This window comes from Chryseobacterium sp. RLHN22, assembly GCF_051011795.1.
Taxonomy (GTDB): Bacteria; Bacteroidota; Bacteroidia; order Flavobacteriales; family Weeksellaceae; genus Chryseobacterium; species Chryseobacterium zhengzhouense.
This window is the reverse complement of the sequence record NZ_JBPCHW010000017.1, coordinates 74,886-95,384: the sequence shown is the minus strand read 5'-3', so window position 1 is coordinate 95,384 and position 20,499 is coordinate 74,886. Positions and strand designations below refer to the sequence as shown.

At 36.3% G+C, this 20,499-nt stretch carries 17 protein-coding genes and 1 riboswitch; of the genes, 15 read left to right on the top strand and 2 right to left on the bottom strand.

Translation table 11 applies throughout. The features are described from left to right. Positions 1–186: 186 nt before the first annotated feature. The 6 genes from ACR1PN_RS15970 (at position 187) to pckA (ending at position 9,057) form a co-directional block, all read left to right on the top strand. The gene (locus tag ACR1PN_RS15970; protein ID WP_433980833.1) at positions 187–2,127 is read left to right on the top strand and encodes a putative porin; all 1,941 of its coding nucleotides are present in this window, start codon (positions 187–189) and stop codon (positions 2,125–2,127) included. 12 nt (positions 2,128–2,139) lie between these two features. Beyond that, a complete protein-coding gene (gene bshC / locus ACR1PN_RS15965; RefSeq protein ID WP_433980832.1) occupies positions 2,140–3,726 on the top strand; it encodes a bacillithiol biosynthesis cysteine-adding enzyme BshC in 1,587 nt (528 codons plus the stop codon). A gap of 37 nt (positions 3,727–3,763) precedes the next feature. Beyond that, complete coding sequence (locus tag ACR1PN_RS15960) at positions 3,764–5,479, top strand: amino acid ABC transporter substrate-binding protein (RefSeq protein ID WP_433980831.1); 1,716 nt, start codon at positions 3,764–3,766, stop codon at positions 5,477–5,479. Positions 5,480–5,519: 40 nt separating this feature from the next. After that, complete coding sequence (gene fabD / locus ACR1PN_RS15955; protein ID WP_433980830.1) at positions 5,520–6,395, top strand: ACP S-malonyltransferase; 876 nt, start codon at positions 5,520–5,522, stop codon at positions 6,393–6,395. An 11-nt stretch (positions 6,396–6,406) separates the two neighbouring features. Continuing rightward, positions 6,407–7,309 (top strand): GYDIA family GHMP kinase, encoded by a 903-nt coding sequence (locus tag ACR1PN_RS15950; protein ID WP_433980829.1) that lies wholly within the window; start codon positions 6,407–6,409, stop codon positions 7,307–7,309. A gap of 131 nt (positions 7,310–7,440) precedes the next feature. After that, positions 7,441–9,057, top strand: a complete 1,617-nt coding sequence (pckA, locus tag ACR1PN_RS15945; protein WP_433980828.1) for a phosphoenolpyruvate carboxykinase (ATP) — start codon at positions 7,441–7,443, stop codon at positions 9,055–9,057. A gap of 141 nt (positions 9,058–9,198) precedes the next feature. On the opposite strand, the gene ACR1PN_RS15940 is transcribed toward pckA, so the two are convergent. Continuing rightward, positions 9,199–9,609, bottom strand: coding sequence for a type II 3-dehydroquinate dehydratase (locus tag ACR1PN_RS15940; protein WP_433980827.1), 411 nt, complete (start codon positions 9,607–9,609; stop codon positions 9,199–9,201). 318 nt (positions 9,610–9,927) lie between these two features. Then, positions 9,928–10,026, top strand: a riboswitch (SAM riboswitch). 83 nt (positions 10,027–10,109) lie between these two features. Between ACR1PN_RS15940 and ACR1PN_RS15935 the strand changes: the two genes are divergently transcribed. The 9 genes from ACR1PN_RS15935 (at position 10,110) to ACR1PN_RS15895 (ending at position 20,349) form a co-directional block, all read left to right on the top strand. After that, positions 10,110–13,019: a SusC/RagA family TonB-linked outer membrane protein gene (locus ACR1PN_RS15935; protein ID WP_433980826.1), complete on the top strand. Its 2,910-nt coding sequence runs from the start codon at positions 10,110–10,112 to the stop codon at positions 13,017–13,019. A gap of 16 nt (positions 13,020–13,035) precedes the next feature. Continuing rightward, entirely contained in the window at positions 13,036–14,529 is a 1,494-nt protein-coding gene (locus tag ACR1PN_RS15930; RefSeq protein ID WP_433980825.1) for a RagB/SusD family nutrient uptake outer membrane protein, read from the top strand. Between the two features lie 128 nt (positions 14,530–14,657). Then, the gene (locus tag ACR1PN_RS15925; RefSeq protein ID WP_433980824.1) at positions 14,658–15,077 is read left to right on the top strand and encodes a Fur family transcriptional regulator; all 420 of its coding nucleotides are present in this window, start codon (positions 14,658–14,660) and stop codon (positions 15,075–15,077) included. Between the two features lie 43 nt (positions 15,078–15,120). Further along, positions 15,121–17,073, top strand: coding sequence for a heavy metal translocating P-type ATPase (locus ACR1PN_RS15920; RefSeq protein ID WP_433980823.1), 1,953 nt, complete (start codon positions 15,121–15,123; stop codon positions 17,071–17,073). A gap of 584 nt (positions 17,074–17,657) precedes the next feature. Next, the gene (locus tag ACR1PN_RS15915) at positions 17,658–18,020 is read left to right on the top strand and encodes a hypothetical protein (RefSeq protein WP_378176606.1); all 363 of its coding nucleotides are present in this window, start codon (positions 17,658–17,660) and stop codon (positions 18,018–18,020) included. A 224-nt stretch (positions 18,021–18,244) separates the two neighbouring features. Beyond that, positions 18,245–18,520, top strand: coding sequence for a YHS domain-containing protein (locus ACR1PN_RS15910; RefSeq protein WP_433980822.1), 276 nt, complete (start codon positions 18,245–18,247; stop codon positions 18,518–18,520). Beyond that, positions 18,507–19,187, top strand: coding sequence for an SCO family protein (locus ACR1PN_RS15905; protein WP_433980821.1), 681 nt, complete (start codon positions 18,507–18,509; stop codon positions 19,185–19,187). Before ACR1PN_RS15910 ends, ACR1PN_RS15905 begins: the two co-directional genes overlap by 14 nt. Before the next feature lie 114 nt (positions 19,188–19,301). Beyond that, the gene (locus ACR1PN_RS15900) at positions 19,302–19,976 is read left to right on the top strand and encodes a superoxide dismutase (RefSeq protein WP_433980820.1); all 675 of its coding nucleotides are present in this window, start codon (positions 19,302–19,304) and stop codon (positions 19,974–19,976) included. A 4-nt stretch (positions 19,977–19,980) separates the two neighbouring features. Continuing rightward, complete coding sequence (locus ACR1PN_RS15895; RefSeq protein WP_378176618.1) at positions 19,981–20,349, top strand: hypothetical protein; 369 nt, start codon at positions 19,981–19,983, stop codon at positions 20,347–20,349. Here ACR1PN_RS15895 and ACR1PN_RS15890 read toward each other — a convergent pair. Next, a complete protein-coding gene (locus tag ACR1PN_RS15890) occupies positions 20,346–20,477 on the bottom strand; it encodes a hypothetical protein (RefSeq protein ID WP_433980819.1) in 132 nt (43 codons plus the stop codon). The genes ACR1PN_RS15895 and ACR1PN_RS15890 overlap by 4 nt on opposite strands. Between the last annotated feature and the right edge of the window lie 22 nt (positions 20,478–20,499).

The window sequence follows — 20,499 nt, the reverse complement described above, 5'->3', positions numbered from 1 at the left end:
AGAGTGCACCGAAAGATTATGTTTTGCAATTCTTTCAATGCAACTCAACTTAAATGATAAACTATATTTTGATATTCCCATAAATAAAATGCCCCTAAAAAGTGTCTAACTTTTTGGGGGCAGTCCACCCACGACGGGGTTTTTTATTTCCTTTTATTTCTTATTTTTGCCTTACAATAATAATAAATGAAATACCTCCTTCTCATCATATTTTTTCTTACCTCTTTTGTTAAAGCTCAGGTTATTGTCAACAAGACAGACTCCAATATGTTGGAGAAGAAAATGAAAGATACACTTGTCATTGATTCCGGGACGAAAGATTCATTAAAGATTTTTAGACCAACAATTAATGATTATCAGTATCAGACACAGTTTTCTGAAAAGAAAGTTTTTGATACGGCGATGACTTTCAATAAAATCTATATTTTTTCGCAGTATAACAACAGAGATAATTTTGGAAGAGTACAGTTTGCCAATATTGGTTCAGGTTTTAATCCTTTATCGTATGAAGTGAATGCTGAACAGAATTTAGCTTTACTCCCTACAAACAAATCTTATGGAATCTTAGGAATTAACGATGTTAAATATTATGATGTAAAAACACCTACGGCAGCTTTTATTTATCATACTGCGATGCGAAATGGTGCAGCTTTGCAGTCTACATACACCCAGAATATTGGTAAAAGATTCAATTTTTCTCTAGATTATATGGGGTTGCGTTCACAGGGGTTTTACAGAAATTCTTTAGCATCTAACAACAATACTTTATTTTCCGGTCACTATATTTCAAAAAGTGGGAATTATGAATTGTTTGCCCACTATCTTCATCAGAATGTAAACAATCAGGAGAATGGAGGAATTATAAACGATGACCTTTTTCAGTCAGGTAACAGACAGTTCAGAAACAGGCAAAATGCGCAGGTAAATTTAGCTACCTCCAGCTCACAATTTTCTTACAGAAGATATTATTTAAGCCATCAGTTTACGCCTTTCAATTCAGAAAAATTTCCTTTCAGGATAAGACATACGATTTTTAACCAAGGGAATAAATATTATTACGGACAAGAATCTGCTGAGGAGTATTGGCTTTCCGCAAACACTGAGCTTATTAATGGTTTTCCACTGATTACTAAAAAATATTCAAACAATTTCAGCAACACATTGAGTCTGGTTTTCGATAATGAGAGATTTAAATTAGATGCCGGAGTGCGATACCAAATGTTGAAATTCGGGCTTAACGATATTACTCTTCCCTCGCTCACCGTTCCGGGGGAATTAAAAGAAAACAGATTAGGTGCGGTAGGAAATCTTCAGATAAAACTATTCGATAAGTTTCAGGTGAATTCTTTTTTAGAAATATCGAAAGGAAGCCAGTTCGGAGATTATCTGAAAACAACAAACAATGTAAAGTTTGAGCCTATAAAAGATTATTTTGTCAATGCAAAGCTGAACTTTCAAAGTGCTTACCCTTCTTTTAATTACCTTGCAAATACTTCTGTTTACAATAATTATAATTACTTCCTTTCTGATGCAAAAAATCAATCGGTGATGGAAATTGGTGGAAGTCTGAATTTAAAGTGGTTTAAAACAGAACTGTTTGCCAACTATTTTAGAATAGATAATTACACTTATTTTGATGCTTCGGCGAAGCCTAAGCAAAGTGAAAATTCATTGAATATCTCTCAAATTGGAGGTGATGCGACTTTCACTTATGGCAAATTTCATTTAAATACAAGATTACAGTTTCAAAATGCTTTAACCAATAAAGACCTGCTTCCGATGCCTTCTTTTATTGGAAGAGCCAACTTATTCTTCCAGTCTAAAGCATTCAAAAACGCTGCAGAAATTCAGGCAGGTGTGAAGGTGTATTATTTTTCAGAATTTGCAACGAGAGAATATTTCCCCATTCTTAACGAATATATTTTGCCAAGCGCAGATTCATTCTCAATTGGAGGGCAGCCGATTGCGGATCTTTACGTCAACATGAAAGTAAAAAAAATGTTCTTCTTCATTGAAGGACAGCAAATGGGAACACTTATTTCTCATAATAAAGCATATGCATTTCCACATTATCCGGTCTATGATTTCAGGCTGAATATCGGAATTGTATGGTATCTGTTCAACTAAAATTTAATCAGGTTGAAAACAATAAATAAAATAGCATTTAACGAAATTGAAAGCATCCCGAAACTGGTAAAAGATTTTCTGAACCATCAGATTGAAGGATTCGAAAATGATACTTTTTCGTTAGAAAATTTTGCTGAAAAAATTCATTCAAAACAAAACTATTTCTCAACAGAAAAAAGAGAAATTCTCTCAGAGATTATTAAGTCTCAGCTTTTAAATTTTAAACTTACGTCTAAGCAGACAGAAAATTTAGAAAATTTAAAGCTTAAAAATACATTTACCATTACAACCGGACATCAACTGAACCTTTTTTCCGGACCTGCATTTTTTGTATATAAAATTTTGCAGACGATAAAAACGTGTTCATATTTAGGGCAGCATTTTCCTGACTTTAATTTTGTTCCGGTTTATTGGATGGCTTCTGAAGATCATGATTTTGCTGAAATTAATCATTTTAAAACAGAAAATAATTACTACGAAATCAATGAAAAATCTGGAGGCGCTGTTGGGAGAATAAAAATAAATGACACTTTTTTCATTTCTGAATTTGAAAGAGAGTTTAAAGATTCTATTTTCGGAACCGAATTGATTTTAATGCTGAAAGAGGCTTACAAAACAGGTGATACTTTAACAGTTGCAGTTCAGACTTTGGTCAACAGATTGTTTGCTAAATTCGGATTGTTGATTTTAGATGGAGATTCGAAAGCTTTAAAAATTCAGGTTAAAGATGTTTTTAAAGATGAACTCGAAAATTTCAGTTTACATAGAAATTCGAAAAATAAAGTTGACTTTCTTACAGGAAAATATAGTAAAGTTCAGGTAAATCCGCGCGAGATAAATCTCTTTTACCTTTCTGAAACCAGAGACAGGATCGATTTCGATGGTAAAAAATATTTTGTAGTTGATCAAAATATTCAGTTTACTAAGGAAGAGATACTGAATGAACTTGAAAATTTCCCTGAGAAATTCAGTCCAAATGCATTAATGCGTCCTGTCTATCAGGAAATGGTCTTACCAAACCTTGCTTACATCGGAGGAAATGCCGAAATCATGTATTGGCTGGAACTGAAAGATTATTTTACCACCTTAGATTTACCTTTTCCCATTTTAATTCCAAGAAATTCAATGTTGTTTTTAAAAGAAAAAACGTTGGGTAAAATTGACAGGCTGGGTTTGAAATTGGAAGATTTTTTCCAGAATTTCACTAAAATTACCAACAATAAGATTTTAGATAACAATGAAATTCTTAATTTGCTTAATGAAAAAGAATATCTTCTCACAAGACAGTTTTCAGAGCTGAAAATTGTGGCTGAAACAACAGAGCAGTCTTTTGGAAATCTGGTAAAAGCGGAAGAAGTAAGGCAGCTAAAGTCTTTCGAAAGAATGAAAAAGAGGCTTCTTAGAGCTGAGAAAATCAAGCAAAGCGAATTATTGGAGCGTCTTGAAAATTTATTTTTAGACGTCCATCCTTCTAAAACATGGCAGGAAAGAATTTATAATTTCTCTGTGTTTTTTGCAGACTTAGGGTATTCATGGATCGAATTTTGTCTGGAAGAAATGGTGGTGGAAGATTCAAAATTAATAATTGTTGCCATTTAATTTTAAAGAAGTATTTTTGTAACTTATAATATCGAAAATGATTAAGAGGTTTTTTGTACTATCTGGTTTATGTATGTTTCTGGGCTTATCTGCTCAGAAAACACACACGATTGTAAAAGGTGACACTCCTTATAATATTTCAAAGAAATACGGAATTTCATTGGATGAGCTTTATAAGCTTAATCCTGCGGTGAAAGACGGGAAATTTTCAATCGGCGATGTTGTTACGGTAAAATCTGGAGACTCTTCTCAGAAAAGTCCATCCGTAAGCAGTTCCGTACAAACCGGAAAAATTATTCTTCAGCCTAAACAAACAGTTTATGGTATTACAAAACAATACAGAATTTCTGAAACTGATCTGAGAAAGCTGAATCCTGATCTGGATTCTCACATGAAAATCGGGGACGAAATTACATTACCTCTTGACAGTATAAAAAAGTACGGTGGAAGCCAGGCTGTCATTGCGACAAAACCTGCTGAAACACCAACAGAATCCGCTCCTGCATCAAACAGTAAATCAAAAATGGATTCAGGAAACGAAAGGTCTGCTTCTTCAAATACTCATTCAGGTCAGGATGAGTATGCAACTTATACGGTAGAACAAGGCGATACCGTTTTTTCGATTGTAAACAAATTTGGGGTAACTATTGATGAGCTGATTGCATTAAACCCAGATTTGGCTAAAGGCTTAAAAGCTGGAATGGTTTTAAAGATCAGAAAACTTGACGCAGCATACATTAAAAAGAATGGTGATGCTTTAAGTGTGGTTCTAATGTTACCTTTCGGTTATAATACAGGTCAAACACAATATCGTGCAATGGCAACTGATTTCCTTACGGGCGCTAAATTAGCCATCGAAAGAAATGCTGCGGGGGGACAGAAATTAGACATAAAAATTGTTGATTCAGGAAATGAAGATTCATTCAAAAGTTCTCTGTCTCAAATCAATCCAAATAATACAGATTTAATTATCGGTCCTTTCTTCAAATCGAATGTTATCGATCTTTTAGATTTTACAAAAACTCAGAAAATTCCTGTGGTCGCACCATTCGCAAACTCTCCGGAATTATACAATTACAGCAATCTGATCATTGTGGAAGCCAACGATCAAACTTATGCCGATAAAATTGCTGAGGAAGTAAAATCGGTTTATTCTGATCAGAAAATATATATTCTTACCGATTCGAAGAAAGATAATGCCAATTATCTGAAATCTGGTCTTGAGAAAAATATTAAAAATGCACAAGTAAACATTGTAACATCTGCTTCAGATATTCAGTTAGACCAAAATATGATGACGGGACAATCTGCTCCGGTAATCGCAATTTTGGCTAGTGATAATGATGCTGTTGGTGAAGCTTTTTCAAGTAAAGTCATTGCTTTGTCTAAAGAAGTTATGGGAGTAAAAGCATTCAGTATGTATTCTGTACCGAGCTTCGAGAAAAAAGTTGACGAACTAAGTCAGGCAAGCTTAGTTTACTTGATGGACAGAAAAATCAATACCGACGGTAATTTTGAAAAAGAAGTTTTAGCGGCTTATAAAGCCAAATACTGTAAAGTTCCCGGTAGATATGCAGTTATAGGTTTTGATGTTGTGAATGACATGCTGATGAGAGAAAACAAAAAAGGCGAAATCTTTAAGCAGATCAATAAAGTACAAACTCAGCTTGCTACCAAATTTGAATTTGTAAAGTCTAAATCAAACGGAGCCTATGTGAATACTGGTTTCCGTGTAATCAGATTGGTTCCTTAATTTTTAGAAGAAAACTATATATAATATTTTAAACGAATAAATGAAAGCACTTGTATTTCCTGGGCAGGGATCTCAGTTTGTAGGTATGGGAAAAGAGCTTTACGATTCCCGTAAAGACATTAAAGACCTGATGGAATCTGCTAACGAAATTTTAGGTTTTGATATTCTTTCCCTGATGTTCAGCGGGACAGATGAAGATCTTAAAAAAACGGAGGTTACTCAACCTTCAATATTTATACATTCTGTTGCTGCGCTAAAAGCTGTAAATGGTCTTGGTGCAGAAATGGTTGCGGGGCATTCTTTAGGAGAATTTTCAGCATTGGTTGCAAACGGAGTTTTATCATTTGATGATGGTTTGAAACTGGTTTCTGAAAGAGCAAAAGCAATGCAGGCTGCTTGTGATGCTAATCCCAGCTCTATGGCTGCAATTTTAGGATTGGATGATGCTAAGGTTGAAGAAATTTGTGCATCAATTAATGGAGTAGTAGTTCCTGCAAATTATAATTGTCCGGGGCAATTGGTAATCTCAGGAGAAACTGTGGCAGTAGAAGAAGCTTGTGTGAAATTAAAAGAAGCCGGAGCAAAAAGAGCATTGTTATTACCCGTAAACGGAGCTTTCCACTCACCATTAATGCAACCTGCACAAGAAAGATTGGCAACAGCCATTGAAAATACAAAATTCAGAAATGCTACAATTCCTGTTTATCAGAATATTACGACAACAGCAGTTTCTGATCCTGATCAGATTAAAGCGAATCTTATTGCTCAATTAACCGGCCCTGTGAAATGGACACAATCTGTTCAGAATATGATCAAAGATGGAGCAACTAATTTCGTAGAAGTAGGTCCCGGAAAAACACTTCAGGGATTAATCAAGAAAATCAATGGCGAGGTAGCTTCTACTTCAGCCATCTAAATTACAATACAATGGGCGAAATTTATTCACCGGGAAAGCTTATGCTTACTTCAGAATATTTCGCTGTAGACGGAGCTCTTGTCTTAGCGGTACCCACCAAACTAGGACAAGAGTTTTTTTTTGAAGAAAAGCAAGACGGAAAATCAATTGTTTTTTGGGAAGCTTATCATCAAAACAAATTATGGTTAAAAGCTGTCATTGATTATAAAAACTGGCAGATTTTAGAAACCAATATTACTTCGAGCGCAGAGTTTATTCTAAAAACTCTCAAAAATGTTCAGAATCTTTCTGAAACAAAATTTAAAAACTCAAATACCTATCTTTTAAAGACCAACCTTCAGTTTCCTGCAGATTATGGTTTAGGGAGCAGTTCCACATTAATGAATAATCTTGCAGAATGGTCTGATGTAGATCCTTTTCATTTGAATTCAATCAGTTTAGGAGGAAGTGGATATGATATTGCTGTTGCTCATACAAAATCTGCAGTATTGTTTCAGAACAAACCCGAAATACACTTTGAGAAGGTCAATTTCAATCCGAAATTTAAAAATGAATTAATTTTTATCCATCTTAATAAGAAGCAAGACAGCCGGGAAGCAATCAATCTTTATAAATCAAAAGTGAAGTCTCAAAATTTGATAGATGAATTTTCTGATCTCACAAGAAATATTTTAATGTGTAATGAATTAGATAAGTTTTCTGAACTAATGATGTTACATGAGCGAAATATTTCCGATTTTATTAAAATTCCTACAGTTAAATCACTTTTTTTTGCAGATTGTGCAAAATTTGTCAAAAGTTTAGGTGCTTGGGGCGGAGATTTTGTCATGAGTGCAAAATTTGACGGCTTTAAGGACTATTTTTGGGGAAAAGGTTTTACAACAATTTTTGAATGGGATGATATAATTGACTAGTATTCAATCGATTAAATAAATCATTTTTTATTTGCCATTTTCACTTATATGTTTATATTTATCGAAGTTTAACAATTAGTTAATATTAATTATGTTAAACCGACAAAAAGCAAAAAGAAAATATAAGTAAAATGAAAAACGCCAAAATCATCCAGGATTTACAAAAATTAGGGATTAAAGGAGATTACGAATTAATTTATAATCCTTCATACGAAGAATTATATCAAGCGGAAGTTTCGCCTGAAAATCAGGGTTTTGAAAAAGCTGAACTTACAGAATCGGGTGCAGTTTCTGTAAAAACAGGAATTTTCACAGGTCGCTCGCCTAAAGACAGGTATATTGTACAGGATGATGTAACGAAAGATACTATTTTCTGGGATGGTAAAGTAAATCTACCAACGACTCCCGAAATCTTTGAATCTTGTAAAGATTTAGTATTAAATCAACTTTCTGATGCCAAAAAAATCTATGTTGTCGATACATTTTGCGGTACAAACGAAGATACAAGACTTAAAGTAAGATTTATCGTGGAAGTAGCGTGGCAGGCGCATTTCGTTACGAATATGTTTATCAGACCTTCTCATTACGATTTAGAAAATTACGGTGAGCCGGATTTTACAGTAATCAATGGTTCAAAAACAACCAATCCAAACTGGGAAGAACAAGAACTGAATTCTGAAAACTTCGTAATGTTCAACCTTACTCAGAAACTTCAGATTATCGGAGGAACCTGGTACGGTGGAGAAATGAAGAAAGGAATGTTTGCCATGATGAATTATTACCTTCCATTGAAAGGTATGGCATCCATGCACTGTTCTGCAAACGTTGGCGAAGAAGGAGATGTTGCTCTTTTCTTCGGGCTTTCAGGAACAGGAAAAACGACTTTGTCTGCAGATCCTAAAAGATATTTAATTGGTGACGACGAGCACGGTTGGGATAACAACGGTGTTTTCAATTACGAAGGCGGATGTTATGCTAAAGTAATCGACTTATCAGAAGAAAAAGAGCCGGATATTTTCAGAGCCATCAAAAGAGATGCACTTCTTGAAAATGTTGTGGTTAACAACGGAATTGCTGATTACACAGATGGATCTATTACAGAAAATACCAGAGTTTCTTACCCGATTTATCACATTAATAAAATCGTTTTACCTTCAAAAGCAGGTCATGCAAGTAAGATTGTTTATCTTTCTGCGGATGCTTTCGGAGTGTTGCCTCCGGTTTCAATTTTAGATGAAGATCAGGCGCAATACCATTTCCTTTGCGGTTATACCTCAAAATTAGCAGGTACGGAAAGAGGAATTACAGAACCTGAACCATCGTTCTCTCCAGCTTTTGGTGAAGCGTTCCTTACATTACACCCAACAATGTATTCAAAAACATTAATCGGGAAAATGAAAGAGCACGGTGCAAAAGCTTACTTGGTAAATACAGGTTGGAACGGGACAGGAAAGAGAATTTCATTAAAAGATACAAGAGCAATTATTGATGCGATCATCGATGGATCAATCGAAAATGCTGAGAAATCAACACTTCCGATTATGAATCTTGAAATTCCGACGGCATTGCCAAATGTTTCTGAAGGTATTTTAGATCCTAGAGATACATACAGCGATGTTGCAGAATGGGAAGAAAAAGCAAAAGATCTTGCTGCAAAATATATCAAAAACTTCGAGCAGTACTGTGGTAATGACGAAGCCAAAAAGCTGATTGCTTCTGGTCCTCAATTGCAGGAACAGACCATTTAGAAATAGTGAAGAAAGGCTCATCAAATTGATGAGCCTTTTTTTATTTTTTATGACGAAGATAATCTGCGCAATCTCCAAAATCTGCGCGAGAAATTTCACGCAATCATCTGTGAAAATCTGCGTAATCTGTGGGAAATAAAATCAAGATTTCAAACTCAGAATCGCCAATCGATATCCATCCATACCAAAACCGGATAAAACCGCATCGGTATTCGCCGCCGTTACAGATTTCTGACGAAACTCTTCTCTTTTATAAATATTGCTGATGTGAACTTCCACTTTCGGCTTTTGAATATTTTTTAAACAATCCGCAATCGCATAAGAATAATGCGTGAATGCTCCGGGATTGATCACCAATGCATCAAAATCATCTTCCTGCAATCTGTTAATCAGCTCTCCTTCAATATTCGACTGATAATATTGAATTTCATGGGAAGAAAATTCAGATTTTAAATTTTCCAAATAATCTTCCATGGTAGTTGTTCCGTAAATTTCTGGTTCTCTTGTACCTAGCAAGTTCAGATTCGGGCCGTTTACTATTAAAACTTTCATCCTATAAAATTAAAAAGTTTTTCCGTCAGTTCGGGTGTTTTTCGAAATGAAATGAAGAAAAATGTATTGAGAACTTTTAAAATAAAATTAATATTAATTTGAAAATAATAGCTAAACGATAACTTCACTCATCTTTAAACCTCAATTTTACCATTACATTATTTTTAATGATATTTCTCATATTTGAAAATTTAACATTTTTTATAACTGTCTATAATTGATGTTTTTAAAATAAAATTACGTTAATTTTTATAAAAATTGTATTTAAAATTTTAAAGTCTACTTGTTTTGTAGACTTTTTGTTTTTAGATTTGCAACGGCTTATAAAGAAAGATGGAGGGAACTGACCCGATGAAATCTTAACAACCTGCATTAAGTAAGGTGTTACATTCAGCCTTGAAAAAGGAAAGATGAGCAAAGTGTTAATCATGATTATTGATGCTGTTTGCTGTCTTTTTTATAAAAGGCTAAAATTTAATTAGCAGTAAATAAAATGGATTATGATTAGCAAAAATTTAATTAATTCTAAAATTTGGATTCCGCCTGTTGCCGCATTTTTCTTCGGGATTGCGAATGTCAACGGACAGGAAACTAAAAAAGACACTCTTAGGGAAAAAGAGATTGATGAAGTGGTGGTAGTGGCTTACGGAAAAGCTAAGAAAACAAGTTATACAGGTTCTGTAGCAACGATTTCTAGCGAAAAAATCAACAATAGACCCGTTACAAATATCACAAAAGCTTTGGAAGGGCAGGTTCCTGGTCTTCAGGCAGTAAGTGCTTCTGGGCAGCCGGGTTCTACAGCTTCCATTAGAATCCGAGGGATCGGTTCTGTAAGTGCATCAAGCAACCCATTATTCGTAGTCGACGGAATGCCTTTTGACGGAAATATCAACTCTATAAGCCCCAACGATATTGAGTCAATCAGCGTTTTGAAAGATGCTACAGCGAGTTCATTATATGGTTCCAGAGGAGCAAACGGGGTCATTATTGTTACCACAAAATCAGGTAAGAAAGGTGAGGCAAGAGTAAACTTTAATATAAGCCAGGGTTTCTCGAGTCGAGCGGTAAAGGATTATGAGCAGGTAAGCACAGATCAGTATTTCCAATTGTATTGGGAAGCCTTAAGAAACGGATATAAATCGAGCCAGGTTTCTTCTCAGCAGGCTGCGCAAATGGCAACCGACAATTTGGTTAATGCTTTGGGCATCAATCCTTACGGTTCAAAATTTCCGAAACCGGTGGGTACAGATGGCAAACTTTTGTCCGGAGCCACTCCTTTGTGGAACGACGACTGGAGGGATATATTACAGCGTGTTGCTTCCCGAAATCAGGTGGATCTGGATTTCAGCGGGGGAAACGAAAAAAGCAATTATTTTTTCTCTTTGGGATATCTGGATGATAAAGGAATTGCGATAGGTTCCGGCTTCAGGAAATATAGTTCAAGATTGAAAATCAATTCTGAAGTCAAAAAATGGTTGAATGTCGGAGCAAATTTAGCCTACACCAACAGTCTTCAGGAAGCGCCGCCTTCATCAGATTCCAGAACGGATAATATCATCAATGCGGCGAGAGTGATTCCGTCTTTCTATCCTTATTATGAAAGAAATGCGGATGGAAGCTACAAATTGGATGCAGGTGGAAATTACATCTATGATTTCGGGAAATACCGGCCGACAAGTGCTTTGCAGAATCAAAATGCAGCAGCGACTCTACCTTTAGACAAAAACGAAAACCGTGAAGACAACTTCTCAGGAAAAGGTTTTGCAGAATTTATTTTTTTACCAGAATTAAAATTCAGAACTAATTTTTCGGTTGACTTGTTGAATTATAACGGTCATTATTATACCAATCCTTTATTGGGCGAAGGCTCTGAAATCGGTGGCTCTGTCACAAAAACCAATTCGAGAACGCTTTCTTATACAACGAGTAATATTTTAACCTACGATAAAAAATTCGGTCAGCATCACCTCAATGTTTTGGGTGGTCAGGAATTTTATCATTACGAATATCAGACAATTTCCGGGAATAGAAGTCAGTTTTCACTGCCTTATTACTATGAGCCGGACGCTGCCGCTTTGTTAGGAAGTTTCAGCGGGAACAGTGATAAACTAGGTTTGCTGAGTTATTTAGGAAAAGCGGAATATGATTATCAGAATAAATATTTCGTTTCAGGATCGGTGAGAGCAGACGGTTCTTCCAGATTTTCTCCGGAGAATCGATGGGGAACGTTTTGGTCAGTTGGTGGCTCCTGGAAAGCTTCCAACGAAGATTTCATCAGAAAACTGAATTTCTTTAATCAGTTAACGCTTCGTGCAAGTTACGGGGGGCAGGGAAATGACAAGCTGAGCACGTATTATGCTTACCAGAGTCTGTATGCTTTTTACAACAATTTGGGTGAAGGCGGAACGGTTGCAAGTAAATTACCAACACCCGACTTGAAATGGGAAACGAATTTAAATCTAAATGTAGGATTGGAATTTGCAATTTTAAACAACAGAATTAAAGGTAATGTCGAATATTTCCAAAGAAAAAGCCAGGATCTTCTGTTTGATATGCCTTTAGCTCCTTCATTGGGTTTCAGCGGATTTCAGGCGAATATTGGTGAATTGAAAAATACAGGTTTTGAGTTTTCATTATTCACAACCCCCATTAAAACGAAAGATTTTGAATGGAATGTTGATTTGAATTTAAGCACATTAAATAACAAAATTACCAAACTTCCAAAAGGTTCCATCGTAAGCGGAACAAAATTATTGCAAGTCGGAGGATCTATCTATGATTTCTTCATTCCTGAATGGGCAGGAGTAGACCCAAACAACGGAAATTCGCTTTGGAAAACAATTACAACCGATGCCAACGGAAATACAGTAGAAGGAACCACCTCGGAATATGCAAAAGCCACAAAAACGTTGCAAGGTTCGTCACTTCCGAAAGTTCTGGGAGGATTAACGACAAGTTTAGCGTATAAAAATTTCGACTTCTCAACACTGGTAACATTCAGTATCGGCGGAAAAATTTTAGATACCGATTACACGATGATTATGCATAACGGAAGTGCAGCCGGAAGAGCATGGAGTTCAGAAATGCTGAACCGATGGACACCTGAAAATCCTTACACAGACGTTCCTGCTTTAAGTACAACGACCAATAACTGGACTTCAGCATCATCAAGATTTTTATATTCCGGAACGTATGCAAGAGTGAAAAATATCAGCTTAGGTTATACGCTTCCAACCGAATATTTTGAAAGATGGGGCGTGAAGAAATTCAGATTGTATGTACAGGGAGAAAACCTTCTAACATTCTACAAGCACAAAGGAATGGACCCTGAACAGACTTTAGATGGAACAACGTATTACCGTTATCCTGCAATGAGAACCATCACTTTCGGTTTACAGGCAACGCTTTAACATTTAAATAAAAACAATGAAAAAATTAAAATATTTATCTTTTGCTTTAATCACAGCACTCACTTTAGTAAGCTGTGAAAACGATTTGGAAACGGCTCCGACCAACCAAGCAAGTGAAGAAGAGGTTTTCAAAACGGCAGAAAGCGCAGAAACGGTAATCAACGGAACCTGGGCGAAGTTCAATGATGACGGAACAACGTATGCGAACATCGGTTACTCAACAGTATTAAGAACAAGTGATGCGATGGGAAGTGATGTGGCGGTTTTAACCAACAAGTACGGGTTTCCGGCAGCTTATGCTTTCACGGATTTGGTGAATAATGCAGGAAGTCGGCCTCTTTTTATCTGGAGCTTATTGTATTCCACAATTAATAATATGAACAATGTTATTGCAAGAATCGACGCTGCAGAAGGAACTCTGGAAAAGAAAAATCAGGTAAAAGGACAGGCGAAAGCGTTGAGAGCTTTTTGTTATTTAAATCTGGCGAGCTTTTATCAGTTCAGTTATTTGAAAGATAAAGATGCATTAACGGCTCCGATTTATACAGAGCCAACCACGACCAATTCGGTAGGGAAGAAAAGAGCAAGTCTGGAAGAAATGTATACTTTAATAAAAAGTGATTTAACGGATGCAGACCAATTGCTTCAAAATTATTCAAGAAACAATAAAGATAAAATCGACAGGTCGGTCGTGAACGGTTTGTTGGCGAGAGTGTATTTAAACACAGGAGATTGGGCGAATGCTGCAGCGTCTGCAAAAATTGCAAGAAACGGTTATGCTTTAATGACTCCTGAAAAATATAAAGAAGGTTTCAATGACATCAGCAACGGAGAATGGATTTGGGGCCACGGACAAACGCAGGAGCAGTCGGGTGAGAGTTATGCATTCCATTTTTTAGATGTTTCTTCGTCGGGAAGATATTATTACAGCTTCATGGCAGATCCTTATTTTAAAGATTTGTTTGATACCAATGATATCCGTTATTCACTATTTTCATGGGACGGACTTCCCGGAAGAGAAGGTTTGTTGAGATATGCCAAGTTTAAATTTAAAGCCAATTTAATTGCCGATATCGTTTACATGAGAGCGGCTGAAATGTATTTAATTGAAGCTGAAGCAGAAGCCAGAAATGGAAATGTTTCGAATGCGGTTACGGTTTTAAATCAGTTGAAATCTGCAAGAAATGCAAATGTTTACAACGGATCTTTAGCGCAAAATGACGTGATTAAAGAAGTTTTAATTGAAAGAAGAAAAGAATTGTTCGGTGAAGGATTTTCGTTATCCGACATCATCAGAACACAGGGAACTGTCGTAAGAAAACCCTACACAGACACAAGCGGACAGGCGATTCAGGTACAGGTTACCATTCCCGACGGAACGGTGAAAACCGTGAACGGAAGAGGCCACACCATCTTTGCTTTTCCTGACCAATCGGCTTTTGTTCCGAACAGCAGATATTATTTATTCTCAATTCCGCAGAAAGAGATTGAGAATAATCCGAATTTATAGTTTAGTTTTAATTTTTTAAGAAAGTCGCTGCATTTATTGTAGCGGCTTTTTTGTTTTATTGAGATTAATCAGACTGAAAAACATTTAAAAAAGCTAAATTTGAGATAGTAATATTTAAAAATCTCCTGATGAAAACAGACATCGAAAATAAGCTCATCGACAAAAACACCAAACCCACAAGCATGAGGATTTTGGTGTACGACTTTCTAAGCTCTCAGGAAGCAGCTCTTTCTTTGTCTGAAATTGAAAATCATTTTGAAAATGCGGATCGGACAACCATTTACCGAACCTTGAAAACCTTCGAAGAAAAAGGAATTGTTCACAGCATTCAGGAAAATACGACAACGAAATATAAACTCTGTTACGACGGTTGCGACGAAAGTACCCACAAAGACTGGCATCTGCATTTCTACTGTAAAATCTGTAAACAGACCACCTGTAAAGAAGATATTTCCTTTCCCGACAATTTGCAGACCAATTTCAGAATTGATGAAATACGGCTTTTCGCTAAAGGAATCTGTGAAAGCTGTCTCGAAAGTTTGCAATAGTGTTGCATTCTCGTTTGGCCTAATTTTGATAAAAATTTAAGTTATGGAAGAATGTTGCAGTACAAAACCTAAAAAAGAACATAATCATCACGAAGGTCACGACCATGAGCATTCTCATGATGTGGAAAATCAGTCTGTTTTCCGGATGTTTCTTCCGGCAATCGTTTCTTTTGTCTTATTGCTGATTGGAATTAGTCTCGATAATTTCATACAAAACACTTGGTTTATAGGCTGGATTCGCCTTGTCTTTTATTTAATCGCTTATATTCCGGTTGGTTTTCCCGTTTTAAAAGAGGCTTTTGAAAGTATTAAAAATGGCGATGTTTTCTCTGAGTTTTTTCTGATGGGAATCGCAACAGTCGGAGCTTTTGCCATCGGCGAATATCCGGAAGGAGTTGCGGTAATCTTGTTTTATTCTGTGGGTGAAGTTTTTCAGGCAATGGCAGTGACGAAAGCAAAAACCAATATCAAAACCCTTTTAGACCAGCGTCCCGATGAGGTAACAGTTTTAGAAAACGGACAACCGAAAGTCGTAAAAGCAAAATCAGTCAATGTCGGAGAAATTATTCAGTTGAAATCTGGTGAGAAATTAGGATTGGATGGCGAATTATTATCCGAAAAAGCTTCATTCAATACATCAGCATTAACCGGAGAAAGTAAACCCGACACAAAAGTAAAAGGCGAAACCGTTTTAGCAGGAATGATCAATCTTAATTCAATGAGTCTGGTAAAAGTGACGGCGGCGTATAAAGACAGTAAGCTGAGTAAAATATTAGAACTTGTTCAGAACGCAACGGCTCAAAAAGCACCTACAGAATTGTTCATCAGAAAATTTGCAAAAATCTATACCCCAATCGTTGTTTTTCTGGCTATTGGAATAACTTTCTTACCGTATTTTTTCGTTGAAAATTATGAGTTTAAAAGTTGGCTGTACCGGGCTTTGGTTTTCCTGGTGATTTCCTGTCCGTGTGCATTGGTTATTTCTATTCCGCTCGGTTACTTTGGAGGAATCGGAGCCGGAAGCCGCAACGGTATTTTAATTAAAGGAAGTAACTTTTTAGACATTCTCGCCAACATACAAAATGTAGTGATGGATAAAACCGGAACGATGACGGAAGGCGTTTTTAAAGTTCAGGAAGTTCATTTTAATGATGATTTTAATAAAGATGAAATTTTAAAATGGGTCAATGTTCTGGAAAGTAAAACCACGCATCCGATTGCAACAGCCATTCATGATTTTGTTGGCGAAATAGATCATTCCATTCAGTTGGAAAATGTTGAAGAAATCCCGGGGAAAGGTCTGAAAGCCGAAATCAACGGAAAAGAATTGTTGGTCGGAAACATAAAGCTAATGCAGCAGTTCAATATTTCTTATGATGTAAATTCCGAAAATATCGTCTACACCTTAATAGCAATTGCTTACGATAAAAAGTTTGTCGGTTATCTTACGATTGCAGATTCAATAAAAGAAGATGCAAAACACACTATTGATAAGCTTAAATCTCTGAATGTAAAAACAACAATGTTAAGCGGCGACAAAACTTCCGTGGTAGACTTTGTTGCCCAAAAATTAGGAATCGAAAATGCTTACGGCGATTTGCTACCCGAAGATAAAGTCAATAAAGTGAAAGAACTGAAATCAAAAAATCAGTCGGTTGCTTTTGTTGGCGACGGAATCAATGACGCTCCTGTTGTTGCGCTCAGCGATGTCGGCATTGCCATGGGCGGATTGGGAAGTGATGCCACCATTGAAACAGCAGATATTGTGATTCAGGATGATAAACCCATAAAAATTCCAATGGCAATCAACATCGGAAAACAAACAAAGAAAATCGTTTGGCAGAATATTATTTTGGCATTTGCGGTAAAAGGTATTGTTCTCGCCCTCGGAGCCGGAGGCTTGGCAACGATGTGGGAAGCAGTTTTTGCGGATGTCGGTGTCGCTTTATTAGCAATTTTAAATGCCGTGAGAATTCAGAGAATGAAGTTTGATTAGGCGGGATGGTGGAAGCTGGGCGCTGGAAGTTTATAAGCAGATTACAGATTTTGTGTTTACTTTCTCATTCAATAGGGTTTAGCCCATCTAAAAAGAAGATAATTCAATGGACTTTAGCCAAAACCTAACTCTCGCAGATTTTGCAGATTACGCAGATTTAAAAATAATCAACGCAAACATCTGTGCAAATCCGTGTAATCTGTGGGAAATAAACTCAAAAGAGATAGACATTAGTTGTCTTTTTAATGAGAAAAAATGATTCGGTATTAGCCCAAACTTATCTCTCGCAGATTTTGCTGATTATGCAGATTTTAAAATAATCAACGCAAACATCTGTGCAAATCCGTGCCATCTGTGGGAAATAAAAAACTAAAAAAAATTTTGCCCAGACTTATCTCTTGCGAATTACTCAAATTAAAAAATAATCAACGCGAACATCTGTGCAAATCCGTATCATCTGTGGGAAACAAAAAACTCCCATCTCCTAACTCCCCGCTTCCAACTTACCCATCTTTCCTGACTTTCATCATAAATTACCCCACAACTCAATTTTCTACACTATATTTGTGCTAAAGATTTGATACTTGAAATTTTTCATATCCTTTTTCATTGTTTTTACCATCGCCATCCGTCCTGTTTTGCCGATGTTAAACTATGTGATTAATTATGATTATATCGTAAAAAATCTTTGTGAAAACAGAAATGTCGCAGATTCCAACTGTAAAGGAAAATGTTACGTCGGAAAAGAACTGGCAAAAACAGAAAAGCAATCCAACAATGGACAGAATGTAAAAATTGCGGGTCTGGATGTATTTCTGTCTCACGAAATTCTATCTTTCTCAGAATTTTCTCAATCCAATATTCAATTAAAAAATCCCAATTCGGATTATATTGATTCCCATACTTCAGAATATTTCTCCCGAATATTCCACCCTCCATTAGCATAAACTTTATTTAAACTAAATTCTTCGTTTAGATTTATCTATCAATTTAAATTCTTATAAATACGATAAATTCTATGCAGTCTGCTTAAAAATCGATCAGATTTCCTTAAATGATCTTAACCACTTAAATATCTTAATGGTTCAAATTTCAGCAATCCAACATTAAATTTAGTTTAAAAACCAATTATTTAATTCAACACGATTATTAATTTCAATTTAAAAATAAAATGAAATCAAAGATTTTATTAACGGCATTTTTGTCTGTTTCATTATTAGCCTGTGCGCAGGAAACCCCGAAAGTAAGGCATAAAAAGAAAAATACACCTACAAAAACAATCGCTCAAAAAGTAAAGTTTGCCAATTCTGTAGACCCGATTTGCAACATGCCAACGGAAGCCGATATGAAAGATACAGCAGTGTATAAAGGAAAAACGTACGGTTTTTGCAGTGCTTACTGTAAAGACGAATTCAAGAAAAATCCTGAGAAGTATGCCCAAAAATAAAAAGCAGAACAATACGAAAAGCAAAATCATTATTCCGATTGCAGTGATTGCTTTGTTGTTTGTGGGAATCGGGATAGGGATGAGCTATTTTAAAAACAATCTTTACACGGTAATGAAAGTTCCTGATTTTGAACTGACGGACCAGAACAATAAAAAAATTACCAATAAAGATATGCTTGGAAAAGTCTATTTAGTCGAATTTTTCTTCAGCAAATGTCCTACGATTTGTCCGGTGATGAATACCAATATGAGACATATTGAGGATGAAATCAACAGTCCTGATTTTGGCATCATCTCCATCAGCATCGATCCGGAAAATGATACTCCTGAATTATTAAAGCAACATGCCAAAAAGATTGGAGCAAAATCTGCGAACTGGCATTTTCTGACAGGAAACCGGGATTACATTGGAAATTTGGCTGATCAATTCGATATTTATGTAGGAGATAAAGAAGACGAAAGCGAAAATCTCAATCATAGCGGAATGATTGCGCTTGTGGATCAGGAAGGAAATATCCGTTGTCGCTACAACAAAGAAAATATGCCGATTTTGTATTATTCAGGATTGAATTATGAAGACAAAGAGGGAACAATGCCCAAATTAAACGGCAAGTACCATCCTGACAGAGAAATCTTGATCGAGGATATAAAAAAATTATTGAAATAAGGCAGGAAGCCTGAAGCTGGATGCAGGAAGTCAATAACAGGCTATAAAACTTCCATCATCCAACACCCATCTTCCAGCCAACAGACAAATGTTCAACCATATAAACAAAAAGTTATGAAGATTTTTAAAATCGCTGCACTAAGTGCGGTTTTCGCGGCGCAGTTTGCGTTGGCACAGTTCAAACAGACACCTTTGCCGTACGCTTACAATGCATTGGAGGGAAATATAGATGCGCAGACTATGGAAATTCACTATTCAAAACACGCAGCAGCTTATGTTGCCAATTTGAATAAAGCCATTGCTGGAACTCCACAAGAAAAGCAGACGTTGTTTCAGATTCTTTCAAAAGCGGGAACTTTACCGATGGCGGTAAGAAATAATGCAGGTGGTCACTACAATCACGAATTATTCTGGACAGTTTTAACACCGGAAAAAAACACGCAGCCCTCTGCAAAATTAGCAAAAGCCATCAACGATACTTTCGGAAGCATGGAAGCTTTTAAAGAAAAAATGGCAAAAGCGGGAGCAGACCGTTTCGGTTCGGGATGGGCTTGGCTTTCTGTAGATAAAAACGGGAAATTATTCGTTTCTTCAACACCCAATCAGGACAATCCTTTGATGGATGTTGTGGAAGAAAAAGGAAGACCCATCTTCGGAATCGACGTTTGGGAGCACGCTTACTACCTGAAATATCAGAACAAAAGAGCCGATTATCTGACTGCAATCTGGAATGTAACCAACTGGAAAGAAATCAGCAGAAGATACGACGAAGCATTAAGCAAAAAATAATCTTTTGAACCTAATTTGCAGCATATTTCTCACCTTTTTCACGGTTTTCAGGCCTCTGATACCGTTGGTGGAGTATGCTGTAAATTATCAGTACATCAGCCAAGAACTCTGCGTCAATAGGAAAAATGTGACGCTCCACTGTAACGGAAAATGTTATTTGGCCAAAGAATTATCCAAAACAACCGATACAGATTCTTCACCTCTACACAAAACAAAAAATTCGGGACAGAAATTACTTGATATTTACATTCTTCCCGAAATCACCGCAGTCAAAAATACAGAAAAGTCACTCTTTTCCCACTGCAGTTTTCTTTACAAAACAGGCTATTCGTTTCTGTTTTTAAAACCCATTTTCAGACCACCGGTTTTTTAGTCCATCATATTATTTTGGGCGATCCCCTTTCCCAGGCTTTTCCAGCCGCTCGGGTCGGGCTGTCCGCTCATATCTTTTTTTAGATTCTTCCTTGCGTCAGAATCCAAAAAAAGGATAACCGCTTCCATCCCTATCGCGATGGGGCATATC

Excerpts from the sequence above, each read along its gene's own strand:
- ACR1PN_RS15970 (WP_433980833.1), top strand. The coding sequence starts at position 187 with ATGAAATACCTCCTTCTCATCATATTTTTTCTTACCTCTTTTGTTAAA.
- ACR1PN_RS15960 (WP_433980831.1), top strand. The coding sequence starts at position 3,764 with ATGATTAAGAGGTTTTTTGTACTATCTGGTTTATGTATGTTTCTGGGC.
- fabD (WP_433980830.1), top strand. The coding sequence starts at position 5,520 with ATGAAAGCACTTGTATTTCCTGGGCAGGGATCTCAGTTTGTAGGTATG.
- ACR1PN_RS15950 (WP_433980829.1), top strand. The coding sequence starts at position 6,407 with ATGGGCGAAATTTATTCACCGGGAAAGCTTATGCTTACTTCAGAATAT.
- pckA (WP_433980828.1), top strand. The coding sequence starts at position 7,441 with ATGAAAAACGCCAAAATCATCCAGGATTTACAAAAATTAGGGATTAAA.
- ACR1PN_RS15940 (WP_433980827.1), bottom strand. The coding sequence starts at position 9,609 with ATGAAAGTTTTAATAGTAAACGGCCCGAATCTGAACTTGCTAGGTACA.
- ACR1PN_RS15935 (WP_433980826.1), top strand. The coding sequence starts at position 10,110 with ATGATTAGCAAAAATTTAATTAATTCTAAAATTTGGATTCCGCCTGTT.
- ACR1PN_RS15930 (WP_433980825.1), top strand. The coding sequence starts at position 13,036 with ATGAAAAAATTAAAATATTTATCTTTTGCTTTAATCACAGCACTCACT.
- ACR1PN_RS15925 (WP_433980824.1), top strand. The coding sequence starts at position 14,658 with ATGAAAACAGACATCGAAAATAAGCTCATCGACAAAAACACCAAACCC.
- ACR1PN_RS15920 (WP_433980823.1), top strand. The coding sequence starts at position 15,121 with ATGGAAGAATGTTGCAGTACAAAACCTAAAAAAGAACATAATCATCAC.
- ACR1PN_RS15910 (WP_433980822.1), top strand. The coding sequence starts at position 18,245 with ATGAAATCAAAGATTTTATTAACGGCATTTTTGTCTGTTTCATTATTA.
- ACR1PN_RS15905 (WP_433980821.1), top strand. The coding sequence starts at position 18,507 with ATGCCCAAAAATAAAAAGCAGAACAATACGAAAAGCAAAATCATTATT.
- ACR1PN_RS15900 (WP_433980820.1), top strand. The coding sequence starts at position 19,302 with ATGAAGATTTTTAAAATCGCTGCACTAAGTGCGGTTTTCGCGGCGCAG.
- ACR1PN_RS15890 (WP_433980819.1), bottom strand. The coding sequence starts at position 20,477 with ATGGAAGCGGTTATCCTTTTTTTGGATTCTGACGCAAGGAAGAATCTA.